The 14,079-nt window shown below is 42.4% G+C and carries 13 protein-coding genes; all 13 read left to right on the top strand.

Annotation, left to right across the window (positions count from 1 at the left end; all coding sequences use genetic code 11):
• Positions 1–97 precede the first annotated feature (97 nt).
• The 13 genes from SB660_RS02315 to SB660_RS02375 all read left to right on the top strand — a co-directional run bounded on the left by SB660_RS02315 (position 98) and on the right by SB660_RS02375 (position 14,034).
• On the top strand, positions 98–1,051 hold the full coding sequence (locus SB660_RS02315) for a polysaccharide deacetylase family protein (RefSeq protein ID WP_410581145.1): 954 nt from the start codon (positions 98–100) through the stop codon (positions 1,049–1,051).
• 33 nt (positions 1,052–1,084) lie between these two features.
• Positions 1,085–2,314, top strand: coding sequence for a M16 family metallopeptidase (locus SB660_RS02320; protein ID WP_180308998.1), 1,230 nt, complete (start codon positions 1,085–1,087; stop codon positions 2,312–2,314).
• Between the two features lie 73 nt (positions 2,315–2,387).
• Entirely contained in the window at positions 2,388–3,314 is a 927-nt protein-coding gene (locus tag SB660_RS02325) for an aminoglycoside phosphotransferase family protein (RefSeq protein WP_410581148.1), read from the top strand.
• Positions 3,315–3,379: 65 nt separating this feature from the next.
• Complete coding sequence (locus SB660_RS02330) at positions 3,380–3,652, top strand: YlmC/YmxH family sporulation protein (RefSeq protein WP_012010001.1); 273 nt, start codon at positions 3,380–3,382, stop codon at positions 3,650–3,652.
• A 123-nt stretch (positions 3,653–3,775) separates the two neighbouring features.
• Positions 3,776–4,678: a dipicolinic acid synthetase subunit A gene (gene dpaA, locus SB660_RS02335; protein WP_061407829.1), complete on the top strand. Its 903-nt coding sequence runs from the start codon at positions 3,776–3,778 to the stop codon at positions 4,676–4,678.
• Positions 4,675–5,268 (top strand): dipicolinate synthase subunit B, encoded by a 594-nt coding sequence (gene dpaB / locus SB660_RS02340; protein ID WP_058013961.1) that lies wholly within the window; start codon positions 4,675–4,677, stop codon positions 5,266–5,268. The genes dpaA and dpaB overlap by 4 nt, the downstream gene beginning before the upstream one ends.
• Positions 5,269–5,407: 139 nt before the next feature.
• A complete protein-coding gene (asd, locus tag SB660_RS02345; RefSeq protein WP_180308996.1) occupies positions 5,408–6,427 on the top strand; it encodes an aspartate-semialdehyde dehydrogenase in 1,020 nt (339 codons plus the stop codon).
• Between the two features lie 92 nt (positions 6,428–6,519).
• A complete protein-coding gene (gene dapG, locus SB660_RS02350) occupies positions 6,520–7,734 on the top strand; it encodes an aspartate kinase (protein ID WP_012010005.1) in 1,215 nt (404 codons plus the stop codon).
• Between the two features lie 30 nt (positions 7,735–7,764).
• A complete protein-coding gene (gene dapA, locus SB660_RS02355) occupies positions 7,765–8,631 on the top strand; it encodes a 4-hydroxy-tetrahydrodipicolinate synthase (protein ID WP_144462034.1) in 867 nt (288 codons plus the stop codon).
• Between the two features lie 171 nt (positions 8,632–8,802).
• Positions 8,803–10,470 (top strand): ribonuclease J2, encoded by a 1,668-nt coding sequence (rnjB, locus tag SB660_RS02360; protein WP_058013959.1) that lies wholly within the window; start codon positions 8,803–8,805, stop codon positions 10,468–10,470.
• Between the two features lie 119 nt (positions 10,471–10,589).
• Complete coding sequence (locus SB660_RS02365; protein ID WP_410581152.1) at positions 10,590–11,318, top strand: ClpP family protease; 729 nt, start codon at positions 10,590–10,592, stop codon at positions 11,316–11,318.
• Complete coding sequence (locus SB660_RS02370) at positions 11,315–11,551, top strand: YlzJ-like family protein (protein WP_180308993.1); 237 nt, start codon at positions 11,315–11,317, stop codon at positions 11,549–11,551. Before SB660_RS02365 ends, SB660_RS02370 begins: the two co-directional genes overlap by 4 nt.
• Before the next feature lie 110 nt (positions 11,552–11,661).
• Complete coding sequence (locus SB660_RS02375) at positions 11,662–14,034, top strand: FtsK/SpoIIIE family DNA translocase (protein ID WP_410581154.1); 2,373 nt, start codon at positions 11,662–11,664, stop codon at positions 14,032–14,034.
• Positions 14,035–14,079: the final 45 nt, after the last annotated feature.

The following is a 14,079-nucleotide window of genomic DNA, read 5'->3' on the forward strand; positions in this document are numbered from 1 at the left end:
CAGGTATCCGTACCAGGCTTCTTTCTTTTCTTGTGCTAACAATAGTTCTAGCTTGTTTCTCCCTATCATAATTTGTGGTAAAGGGGAGGGACAACCATTGAAAAAAACGTTACCGTTCATTGTGTTTGTATTTTTACTGCTCGTGTCATATCAAACGATGAAGCAGCCGGCTGCTGTTACATATATTGAATCAATGAAAGAGCATGCTGAGGTTGCATCTGTTTCAAAAGATATTTTATATCAAGAGATTGAATCGAAGTCTTCTGACTATGAAGTGAAGGCGCAAAATGCTAAGATTGATAAAGTGTGGAAAAAGATGCCTGGTCTAAATGGACAGACGGTCAATATCGATGCCTCTTATGAAAAAATGAAAAAACGAGGGTCATTTGATGAAAAGCTGCTTGTTTTCAATGAAACAAAACCTACTATTCATTTACATGAACTTGGTGCTGAACCCATTTACAAGGGACATCCAGATAAAAAAATGAATGCTTTCCTCGTCAACGTGGCTTGGGGTGACGAGCATTTAATCAAGATGTTAAAGACACTGGAAAAGCATCAGGTCAAGGCGACCTTTTTCTTAGAAGGCAAATGGGTGAAAAAAAGCACGGATCTTGCTAAAAAGATCGTGGCAGATGGTCATGAAATTGGAAACCATTCATACAATCACCCCGATATGCGCACACTGACAAGAGAACGAGCATTAGAGCAGATTACCAAAACGAATCGTCAAATTGAAGAATCCCTTGGAACAAAACCGAAATGGTTCGCCCCTCCAAGCGGCAGTTTCAAAGAAGAAACAGTGAAGCTGGCTGCAGAAGAAGGAATGGAAACCATTATGTGGACGGTAGACACCATTGACTGGCAAAAACCGTCACCAAACATACTACAAAAACGGGTGCTTGGGAAAATTCACAATGGGGCGATGATATTAATGCATCCAACAGATTCGACGGCGAAAAGTCTTGACGCACTTATCACTCAAATCAAGGAAAGAGGATATGAATTAGGAACGGTTTCTGACCTCCTAAGTGAAAAAAGACATCCGTGATCCGATCTGTTTGTTGAATAGGAGGAGCAAAACTTGGTCAAAACGTATACATGCCAAAACGGAGTAAGAATTGTACTTGAAAACAATCCCACTGTAAGATCTGTCGCAATTGGCGTCTGGATTGGAACTGGTTCTAGACATGAGACACCAGAAATTAACGGGATCTCACACTTTCTAGAGCATATGTTCTTTAAAGGAACAAAGACGAGATCTGCACGTGATATCGCAGAATCCTTTGACCGCATTGGTGGTCAAGTGAATGCCTTTACGTCAAAAGAATACACTTGCTACTATGCAAAGGTGCTTGATTCACATGCAGGCTACGCCCTCGATGTATTAAGCGACATGTTCTTCCACTCTGCTTTTGATGAAGAAGAGTTGAAAAAAGAAAAAAATGTAGTATATGAAGAAATCAAAATGTATGAGGATACACCTGATGATATCGTTCATGATCTGTTGAGCAAAGCGATTTATGGTGATCATTCTTTAGGCTTCCCGATTTTAGGAACAGAAGAAACACTTTCTACCTTTAACGGTGACTCTCTTAGAGCTTATATGGATGAATTCTACACGCCGGACCGCGTCGTCATCTCTGTTGCAGGGAATGTGGATGACACATTCATTAGTGAAGTTGAAAAGTTGTTCGGTTCGTATGAAACGAAAGGAAAAAAACAGCCTGTAGAAGCGCCGCAATTTCACTATGACAAGCTCACACGCAAAAAGGAAACAGAGCAAGCGCATCTATGCTTGGGCTTTAATGGCCTCCCAGCTGGAGACAAAGGCATCTATGACTTAATTGTCTTAAATAATGTTCTTGGTGGAAGCATGAGCAGCCGCTTGTTCCAGGATGTAAGAGAAGACAAAGGACTCGCCTATTCTGTTTTCAGCTATCACAGTTCATTTGCAGATAACGGCATGCTGACGATTTATGGCGGGACTGGAGCGAAGCAGTTAAACCTGCTCTCTGAAACCATTTTACAAACGCTAGACGTCTTAAAGCGTGAGGGAATCACGCAAAAAGAGCTTGAAAACTCTAAGGAGCAAATGAAAGGGAACCTGATGCTCAGCCTTGAAAGCACAAACAGCAAGATGAGCCGAAACGGTAAAAACGAACTGCTCCTTGGCAAACATCGCACACTTGATGAAATTATTGACGAAATCAACAACGTCACATTAGACGGCGTGAATAACTTATCTAAACGCATCTTTACAGAAGATTATGCGCTCTCGCTTATTAGTCCTACGGGTGATCAGCCATCATAAAGTAAACAATACGGCAGGCTTCTTAAGAGGTCTGCCGTTTATTATATATCAAGAAGAAAGGGGCGCTGCTTACATGGAACGTGAAAAACTGAAAATCCTTTCTCCGCTTCTGACACAAGCCATCTCCTTTGAGCCGATGACATCTGGCCTTTCTGGAAACCGTACTTATCTCGTCACAACATCCTCAAGTGAAAAGCTGGTGCTCAAGCTATCAAACCTCAAAACGTATTCCAATTTTAAAAGAAAAGCGTCAGTTCAGCAAAAGTTTAAAGATCGAGGCCTTCTATGTTCTGAAGTAATGGAGATTGGGATGAATACTGAACTCAACTGTACCTATCGTATTTTCTCTTTTATTGAAGGAGAGAATGCTAGAGCATCCATCCATCTGCTTACAAATGAAGAGCAGTATGAAATCGGGAGACGGGCAGGCAAAGAACTTAGTTTCATGCACACATGTCCCGCACCTTCTCATATCGCGACATGGGATGAGAGGGTCATGATGAAACATGAACGGTATGTACATGCCTATCAATCAAGTGGAGTGACCTTCGATCAGGATCATTTCGTATTAGATTTTATTAAATCACATGTTGATGCAGTAAAGGCGAGGCCTAATCAATTCCAGCATGATGATTTTCATTTGGGGAATATCATCATACAAGAAGGTGAGTATTCAGGAGTCATTGATTTTGATCAATCTGACTGGGGTGACCCAGTTCATGATTTTTATAAATTGTCCTTATTTAGCCGAGAAAATAGTATTCCGTTTTCAGCAGGGCAACTGGATTACTATGTAAGTACGCAGGCCACAGACGATTTTTGGCTTCTTTTTTCTATCTATACAGCAATGAGCTGCTTTTCTTCTATTGTCTGGACGCTTTCTTATGACACTGAACATGTAAAAGATATGGTGAACCGAGTGGAAAGAATGCTGGCAGACCATGATCACTTTCATCTACTGAAACCAGCTTGGTATTCAAATTGGCATCACATAACTTGAAAAAGCGGGACGGTCTATTTCTTCTTGTAGCTGCATATATGATACGGAAGGGAAGTGATGCGATTTTGAGGTTAAGTGAGCTGTCAGGAAAAGAGATCGTCGATATCAAAAGAGCGGAGCGGCTTGGCGTGCTTGGACAAACCGACCTTGAAATCAATGAACAAGACGGTCAAATCACAGCACTTATCATACCTTCGGTGAAGTGGTTTGGCTTTCGAAAGCAAGGAAATGACATCCGCGTCCCCTGGAATCACATTCAAAAAATAGGATCAGATATGATCATTCTCGATGTGCCTGAAGCACTTCAGCCGCCCGGGGAAAAAGAGCATCCATCATAAATGGGTGCTCTTTTTCTTTTCTCTCTTCGATTTGTTCACAGGCTGAATCCTCTCCTCATATGCTGAAAGGGAGATTCAGAAAATATTACAGACTTTTTTAAATAAAGAAGGTGAACGGTCAGTATGTTGAGCGGTTTAACGGTTGCGGTGATCGGGGGAGATGCAAGGCAGCTTGAAATTATTCGCAAGCTGTCACAGCAGCATGCCAAAGTGTTTTTGGTTGGATTTGATCAGCTGGATCACGGATTTATTGGGGCTGAAAAGCTAAAAATGTCAGAACTACCATTCGAACAGGTAGACAGTATGATCCTGCCAGTATCAGGCGCAACGGATGAAGGTGTTGTCGCGACAGTTTTCTCAAATGAGCAGGTTTTACTAGAAGCAACATATTTAGAAAGAACCCCTGCCCATTGTACCTTGTACTCAGGTATTTCTAATACGTACTTAGACAATCTGGCAAAGCAGGTGAACCGAAAACTTGTGAAGCTGTTTGAGCGAGATGATATTGCCATATATAACTCTATTCCTACAGTTGAAGGGATTATCATGATGGCCATTCAGCAAACGGATTATACCATTCATGGATCACGTGTTGCTGTTCTCGGGCTCGGAAGAACAGGACTCACCATTGCCCGCACATTTCGGGCACTCGGTGCGGACGTAAAAGTAGGGGCAGCAGATACAGCTCACTTGGCGCGGTCCTTTGAAATGGGACTCGATCCATTTTCAATGGACCAGTTAAAAGAAGAAGTAACGGATGTAGATATCATCATCAATACCATTCCAAGCCTTGTATTAGATTCATCTGTCATCGTCAGCATGACACCAAAGACACTCATTTTGGATATTGCCTCCCGCCCAGGAGGAACAGACTTTGACTTTGCACAAAAACACGGAGTGAAGGCGCTTCTTGCACCTGGACTTCCGGGAATTGTTGCGCCAAAGACAGCAGGGCAAATCATTGCAAAAGTGCTTTCTGGGCTCTTATGTGAACTTGCAGAGGAAAAAAGGGGGATGGAATCATGACAACATTAAAAGGGAAAAGAATCGGCTTTGGCTTAACTGGTTCCCACTGTACGTACGAAGCGGTTTATCCGCAAATCGAAGCACTTGTAAAAGAAGGAGCAGAAGTGCGTCCAGTGGTGTCATATACGGTCCAGAACACGAATACAAGATTCGGAGATGGGGCGGACTGGATTGAGCGGATTGAGAAGCTGACTGGCTTTAAGGCAATTGACTCAATCGTGAAAGCAGAGCCGCTCGGGCCTAAGCTGCCACTTGATTGTATGGTCATTGCTCCATTAACTGGGAACTCAATGGCGAAATTCGCAAATGCCATGACAGACAGCCCTGTTTTAATGGCTGCAAAAGCAACCATTCGAAATCATCGTCCTGTCGTTTTAGGAATTTCAACAAATGATGCGCTAGGCTTAAATGGTACAAATCTGATGAGGTTGATGTCGACAAAGAATATTTTCTTTATTCCATTTGGTCAAGATGATCCATTTAAAAAACCGACCTCCATGGTCGCGAACATGAATCTGCTTTCTCAAACAGTGGAAGAGGCACTTCAGCATAGACAAATTCAGCCGATTTTAATTGGACCAAACGAATAATAGATTTACTAGAAAATCATGAAAGATTCAAAAAAGATGCTTCAAGCCTTGCTTTTCTATGGTAAAATAAAATGTAAAAAGTCATAGGATGGCCATCCGAAAGAAAAGAATCATGGATGGGTCGGAAGGAGTTTTACTGATGGGAAGAGGATTGCATGTAGCTGTAGTTGGAGCGACTGGAGCTGTCGGTCAACAAATGTTAAAAACACTTGCTGACAGAGATTTTGAAATGGATACACTGACTCTACTATCCTCAAAACGTTCTGCTGGAACAAAAGTGACATTCAGAGGTCAAGAGTATACCGTACAGGAAGCAACACCTGAAAGCTTTGAAGGAGTAAACATTGCATTATTCAGTGCTGGAGGAAATGTTTCCAAGGCGCTAGCTCCTGAAGCGGTCAAACGAGGTGCGATTGTTGTAGACAACACAAGTGCTTTCCGTATGGACGAAAACATCCCTCTTGTCGTACCAGAGGTAAACGAAAAAGACTTGCATGACCATAAAGGAATCATTGCAAACCCTAACTGTTCAACGATTCAAATGGTAGCGGCATTAGAACCGCTTCGTCAGGCGTATGGCATGAAAAAAGTCATCGTGTCCACTTACCAAGCCGTATCAGGTGCAGGACATGAAGCCATTGACGAGCTATACAGCCAATCACAAGCCATTTTAAATAAAGAAGATGTGAAGCCGGAAGTCATGCCTTATCAAATTGCATTTAATGCGATTCCGCAAATTGATAAATTCCAAGACAATGGCTATACATTTGAAGAAATGAAAATGATCAACGAAACGAAAAAAATCATGCATATGCCAGAGCTGGAAGTAGCGGCAACATGTGTGAGACTTCCAATTGAAACAGGACATTCAGAATCTGTTTACGTTGAACTAGAATCAAACGACGCAACAGTTGACGACATCAAGTCCGTTCTAAAAGATGCTCCAGGCATTACATTGCAAGATGATCCGTCTCGGCAAATTTATCCAATGCCTGCAGATGCTGTTGGGAAAAACGACGTATTTGTCGGCCGCATTCGGAAAGATTTGGACCGTCCAAACGGGTTCCATATGTGGATTGTATCTGATAACCTACTAAAAGGCGCTGCATGGAACTCCGTTCAAATTGCAGAAAGCTTAAAAGCATTAAAATTAGTTTAACATTCAATGGATGATGAGGACGAACAGAAGAGAGTTAGGCATCTTTCGCCTGCTCTCTTCTGTTACGTCAGAATGAACTTGGAGTGAAGACAGTGAAAATAATTGTCCAAAAATTTGGCGGTACATCTGTCAAAGATGATCAAGGTAGAAAAAGGGCACTTGCACATATCTTATCGGCAAAAGAGAAAGGCTATAAGTCGGTTGTCGTCGTTTCCGCAATGGGACGAAAAGGTGATCCTTATGCGACAGATACGCTGCTTGGTCTGCTTTACGGCAGCGCGCAGCACATGACAAATCGAGAAAAAGACTTGCTCGTTTCCTGCGGAGAGAATATTTCAGCTGTTGTGTTTTCAAGTATGCTGAATGAAAACGGGCTAAAAGCTGTAGCGATGACAGGCGCACAGGCTGGCTTTGTGACAGATAAGGAGCATACGAGTGCGAAAATTATTGATATGAAGTGTGAGCGTCTCGAGGCGGCACTGTCTGAACATGATGTTGTCGTTGTTGCTGGGTTCCAAGGAGCTGCGAAAAATGGGGACGTGACCACAATCGGACGAGGCGGCAGTGATACGTCCGCAGCTGCTTTAGGTGCTGCATTGCAGGCAGACTTTATTGATATTTTTACAGATGTAGAAGGCGTGATGACGGCAGATCCCCGCATTGTTGAAAATGCAAAGCCGCTCAGAGTCGTGACTTATACAGAAATTTGCAACCTTGCATATCAAGGAGCAAAAGTCATTCACCCGAGAGCTGTCGAAATTGCGATGCAAGCAAAAGTACCAATGAGGGTCCGTTCAACATACTCTGATGAAGAGGGCACACTTGTCACATCACACTACTCAGATAAAATGAGTCATGATGTGTATGACCGCCTCATTACGGGTATTGCACATGTCAATGATGTGACGCAAATCAAAGTCCCAGCAAAAGAAGGGCAGTACAGCGTCCAAACAGAGGTCTTTAAAGCAATGGCTAATGCACAAATCAGTGTCGATTTCTTCAACATTACGCCGAGTGAGATTGTGTATACCGTGACAGGTGCAATGACTGAAAAGGCAACCTCGATCCTAAAAGATCTTGGCTATACGCCAATTGTCACAACAAATTGTGCGAAAGTATCAGCTGTTGGCGCAGGCATCATGGGTGTACCAGGTGTCACATCTAAAATTGTATCGGCTCTATCCGAGCAAAACATTCCGATTTTACAATCGGCTGACAGCCATACGACCATTTGGGTGCTAGTAAACGAAGAAAACATGAGAGCGGCTGTCAATGCCCTGCACGAAGTGTTTGAACTTTCAAGATAAATGTGATTGAATCATGATGAGGTGAAAAAAATGAATTTCGGAAATATCGCAACAGCTATGATTACACCTTTTGATAAAAAGGGCAACATTGATTTCCAAAAGCTATCAATTCTCATTGATTACTTGTTAAAAAACGGCAGTGACTCGTTAGTCGTTGCAGGGACAACAGGCGAATCGCCAACTTTATCGACTGAAGAAAAAGTCGCTCTTTTTCAGCAATCGGTAAAATTAGCAAATGGTCGTTGTAAAATCATTGCAGGAACAGGCAGTAATAATACAAATGCGTCTATCAAACTAACGAAAAAAGCAGAAGAAGCGGGCGTTGATGCAGTGATGCTTGTCGTACCTTACTACAACAAGCCATCACAGGAAGGCATGTATGCACACTTTAAAGCCATTGCCGAGTCTACATCTCTTCCTGTCATGCTTTACAATGTACCAGGGAGAACGGTTGCGTCATTAGCCCCAGAAACAACCATTAAGCTTGCGCAAATACCTAACATTGTCGCTATCAAAGAAGCAAGTGGTGATCTTGATGCTATGACAAAAATCATTGCAGAGACACCAGAAGATTTCGATGTTTATTCAGGTGACGACAGCTTAACACTTCCTGCTGTATCTGTTGGTGCAAAAGGAGTAGTCTCTGTTGCGTCTCATATCGTAGGGCTTGATATGCAGGAAATGCTGAAAAGCTATGCTTCAGGTCAAACGGCCAATGCCGCATTGATCCATCAAAAGCTGCTCCCAATTATGAAACAGCTATTCTCAGCGCCAAATCCAACACCTGTTAAAACAGCTCTTCAGCTAAAAGGACTAGATGTCGGATCGGTTCGTCTTCCGCTTCTACCTTTGTCAGAAGAAGAGAGACTGGATTTAAGCAGCGTCTTAAACAGCTGATCAAAACAAAAGATTTCGTAAGCGGTCATTCTCAGATGTCCCTGAGTATGACCGTTTTTTATACATAAACACTTTCTTAAAATGTGACTTCATCTTGTTTTCTAAAATTAGATTCAGTTATAATAGCATTAAGCGATGATGGACGGGCTTGAGACTAGGAGGATAAGAATTTTGAAAAAGAAAAATACAGAGAACGTAAGAATTATTGCACTTGGAGGCGTTGGAGAAATTGGGAAAAACTTATATGTCATTGAAATTGATTCCGACATATATGTGGTGGATGCAGGCTTGATGCATCCAGAAAACGAAATGCTAGGCATTGACGTCGTCATTCCTGATATCTCTTATTTAACAGAACGTGCTGATCGGGTGAAAGCAATTTTTCTTACCCACGGACATGATGAAGCAATCGGAGGCGTATTCCATTGCTTAAGCAAATTGTCTGTACCAGTTTACGGAACGAAGCTGACCCTTGCGTTACTTCGAGAAAAATTAAAACAGTATGGCTTCAATCAAAAAGCTGACTTGCGTGAGGTACATGCAAAATCAGTCATTACGTTTGAAACAACAAAGGTATCATTCTTTAGAACGAATCACAGCATCCCTGATTCAGTTGGGATCAGCTTCAAAACCTCTCTTGGTTCAATCGTATGCACAGGTGATTTTAAATTTGATCAAACCCCAGCGCTTAACCAAGCCTGTGACATCGGAGAGATTGCGAAAATAGGAAACAATGGCGTTTTAGCACTTCTTTCAGACAGTGCCAATGCTGAAAAACCAGGTTATACACCTTCTGAGGCGCTCGTCCAAGACGAAATCTCAAATGCGATGTACAATACTGAAAATCGTGTCATTGTGGCTGTATCTTCATCTAACATTAACCGAGTGCAGCAGATCATTAATGCAACAAATCAAAATGGCCGTAAGCTTGCCGTAGCAGGAAAGAATATGATGACGACTCTTCAGCTGGCGATCAAACTTGGTTATGTCACAGCAGACGAAGAATTATTTGTACCAGTTCAAGAAGTGAAGAAAATGGCGAAAAACGATGTGGTCATCCTGACAGCTGGAAGCCACGGAGAGCCTCTTGCTGCGTTAACAAAAATGGCGAAACAAAATCACAAACAGCTTCATATTGAAAAAGATGACACGGTTGTGATTGCATCTACACCTCTTCCTGGACAAGAACTCACCTATTCAAAAACAGTTGATTTCCTTACAAGAAGCGGCGCACAAGTCATTTTTGCGCAAAAACGTGTACATGTCTCTGGACACGGCTGCCAAGAAGAGTTAAAGCTCATGCTGAACTTACTCAAGCCGAAGTATTTAATTCCAGTGAATGGCGAATATCGTATGCAAAAAGCACATTCTCGTATTGCTGAAGAAGTGGGAATGAAACGAAGTGACATTTTCTTGATTGATAAAGGAGATGTTGTGGAGTTTAGAGGACAGAACGTCAAGATCGGTGAAAAAGTTCACCAAGGCAATATTTTGATCGATGGTCTGGGCGTTGGTGATATTGGTAACATTGTGTTACGCGATAGACGTTTATTGTCTCAAGACGGTATCTTAATTGTCGTCATTACGCTCGATAAACAAAAGAAACAATTAATTTCTGGACCTGAAATCATCACAAGAGGATTTGTGTATGTCAGAGAGTCTGAAGAGCTGATTGTGAAAGCGACAGAAATGGTCAAAGGAATTGTCAAAGAGCAAACGGAAAACTCAATTGTTGAATGGTCAACATTGAAACAATCCATGCGTGACGTACTTAATCAATTCCTATATGAAAAAACAAAACGTAAGCCGATGATCATTCCAATTATTATGGAAGTGTGATGAGAAAGCCCAAGGAGCATAAGCTCTTTGGGCTTTTTTGATGTGGCGTGAGGAATGCGGATTGAATACGGCCTTCTTGTTCATAATAGGAGGAGAGTTTGAGGAAAGGATGGAGACAAATGGACGAAAAAAATGAACAGCAGCCTGAGCGAAAGCCAGAAGAAAAAGACAGCATAATGAGCAAAATACAGCAGCTTGGTGAAACAGCCATACCACAGCTGCCACAAGATACAAATATCCATTGCCTTACCATTATTGGACAAATTGAAGGCCACATGCAGCTTCCACCACAAAATAAAACCACCAAATACGAACATGTCATTCCGCAAATCGTAGCAGTAGAGCAAAACCCAAAAATTGAAGGTCTTTTGATCATCTTAAATACAGTAGGCGGCGATGTTGAAGCGGGGCTAGCGATTGCAGAAATGCTTGCGTCTCTATCAAAACCGACTGTATCGATTGTACTTGGCGGCGGCCACTCCATTGGTGTCCCGATTGCTGTATCGTGTGACTATTCCTATATTGCGGAAACAGCCACGATGACCATTCATCCTGTGCGCTTAACTGGTCTTGTCATTGGTGTCCCGCAAACATTTGAATACTTAGATAAAATGCAGGAAAGAGTCATTAACTTTGTGACAAGCCACTCCAATATTACAGAAGAGAAGTTCAAAGAGCTCATGTTCTCAAAAGGCAATTTGACAAGAGACATTGGAACAAATGTTGTTGGTCATGAGGCAGCAGCATACGGACTCATGAATGAAGTAGGCGGTGTAGGACAAGCGATTAAAAAGTTGAATGAGCTGATTGGAGAAAGGGCATCTCAAAACGAGGGGCTGATCCAATGATTTTATACACACCTATGCCATATGAAGCCATTTACGCGGAGGAGCAAGGAGACCGCAAACTTCAGCAGGTAACCATCCAAGGCGTGCCAGTTATGGTTGAAATGAAAGAGGATGAAGCAGAAATCGTTCAAGTCATGAGTACCAATCCAATGGATTTTCTGAATCAAGAGCTTGCACCAGGCAAGCGATTGAAGTTACAATTAGGCTCCAATCAAACCGACTCATATGAATGATTCTATGCTATAATAAAGGGAAAACTTACAACAAGATGCAGCCAAAACCAGGCTGCTTTCTTTCTGATCTTTCGGTAGGTTATATTTTCTTTCGTAGTAAGGTGATGAGTATGGCTAAAAAAAGAAAACGGAAAACGAGAAAAAAACAAAATAAACAGCTAAAACTGAAATATGAATTAAATGGGTTAGTCTGTATTGCCATAGCGATCATTGCCATTTTACAGCTAGGCGTCGTTGGACAAACCTTCGTATATTTATTCCGATTTTTTGCAGGCGAATGGTTCATTCTCTGCCTTATCGGATTATTTCTTTTTGGCGTGACCATCTTCTGGAAAAAACAAATTCCAGATATGTTGACAAGGAGAAAGGCAGGGCTATACTGCATCATTGCGAGTATCTTGCTTTTGTCTCATGTGAAGCTCTTTCAGCACCTCTCATCTGCAGGTGCGATAGGCTCTCAAAGTGTGATTAGAAATACATTTGAGCTTTTCTTGATGGACATGAAAGGTGAGACGGGGTCGCCTGATTTAGGAGGCGGCATGATCGGTGCCGTATTATTTGCTGCTTCTTATTTCTTATTTGCACAAGCAGGCTCTCAAATCATGGCAATCGTTCTGATGCTGATTGGAATTGTGCTGATTACAAATCGATCACTTCAAGAAATGGTGAAAAAAGTGACGCTGCCTGTCTCGCAATTTATGGTGAAGCAGTGGAAAGCGTTTGTTGAAGATATGAAAGGAATCCGGCAGGCGAAAAAGAGCGTGCCCTCTCAGAAAACGGCCGAAAAGAAAAAACGGTCTCGTATTCAGGAAGAGGACGAAGATGATCAGATCTTAGTTGAAGAGGAAGCAGCGGTGCCTGACAATAGTCAGCCGATTATCTCAAGCTTTGCAGATAGAGATGACATTCTCACCCCGCTCGTTCAAAAAGAGCAGGCGGCAAAAGAGACTTCGCCTCTTCAAGAATCTGTGCAAAGTGCACCTGCTCCATTAGATTCAGCTGATGAACCAAAAGAGGCGCCGCCGATGACGTTTACGGAACTTGAAAACAAAGATTACGAATTGCCGTCACTGGATATTTTGGCAGAGCCGCAGCACTCAGGACAGCAAACAGACAAGAAGAATATATATGAAAATGCAAGAAAGCTTGAAAAAACGTTTCAAAGCTTCGGCGTAAAAGCAAAAGTCACACAGGTTCACTTAGGACCAGCCGTCACCAAATATGAAGTCTATCCCGATGTTGGCGTGAAGGTAAGTAAAATCGTCAATTTAAGTGATGACTTAGCCCTTGCTCTTGCAGCAAAAGATATTCGGATTGAGGCGCCGATTCCTGGGAAATCAGCCATTGGGATTGAGGTTCCTAATGCAGAAATTGCGATGGTTTCTTTAAAAGAGGTATTAGAATCGAAGCAAAATGACCGTCCAAATGCGAAGCTGCTGATTGGACTCGGCCGCAATATTTCGGGTGAAGCCGTGCTCGCTGAAATGAACAAAATGCCGCATTTACTTGTAGCAGGATCGACAGGAAGCGGAAAAAGTGTGTGCATTAATGGCATTATCACGAGTATTCTCATGAGAGCGAAACCTCATGAAGTAAAAATGATGATGATTGATCCGAAAATGGTTGAACTAAATGTGTATAATGGCATTCCGCATCTGCTCGCTCCCGTTGTAACGGACCCTAAGAAAGCCTCACAGGCACTGAAAAAAGTCGTCAGTGAAATGGAACGCCGATATGAATTATTTTCTCATACGGGGACAAGAAACATTGAAGGATACAATGATTACATTAAACGAATGAATCAATCAGAAGAGGCGAAACAGCCAGAACTTCCTTATATTGTCGTCATTGTAGACGAGCTTGCAGATTTAATGATGGTCGCTTCCTCAGATGTGGAGGATTCCATTACAAGACTTTCGCAAATGGCTCGTGCAGCTGGGATTCATTTAATTATCGCCACACAAAGACCTTCTGTCGATGTCATTACAGGTGTCATTAAAGCCAACATCCCATCTCGCATCGCCTTTAGCGTGTCCTCGCAAACTGATTCAAGGACGATCCTTGATATGGGGGGCGCAGAAAAACTGCTCGGCAGAGGGGACATGCTGTTTCTGCCAGTTGGTGCAAATAAACCTGTTCGTGTGCAGGGCGCCTTTTTATCAGATGAAGAAGTGGAGCATGTCGTTGATCATGTGATCACTCAGCAAAAAGCGCAATATCAAGAAGAAATGATTCCAACTGAAGAAACGCAGGAACAGCTTACATCTGTGGATGACGATTTATATGATGAAGCAGTGGAACTCATCGTCGGCATGCAGACGGCTTCTGTCTCTATGCTTCAAAGAAGATTCCGTATCGGCTATACCCGGGCCGCTCGCCTGATTGACGCAATGGAAGAGCGGGGCGTTGTCGGTCCTTATGAAGGAAGTAAACCGAGAGAAGTCCTGCTTTCAAAAGAACAATATGACGAGCTCTCTTCATAAATCGAAGAGAGCTTTCTAAAAAAGAAGTGAACGATAGTATGATTA

The organism is Bacillus sp. SIMBA_005, from assembly GCF_046535585.1.
Classification (GTDB): Bacteria; Bacillota; Bacilli; order Bacillales; family Bacillaceae; genus Bacillus; species Bacillus pumilus.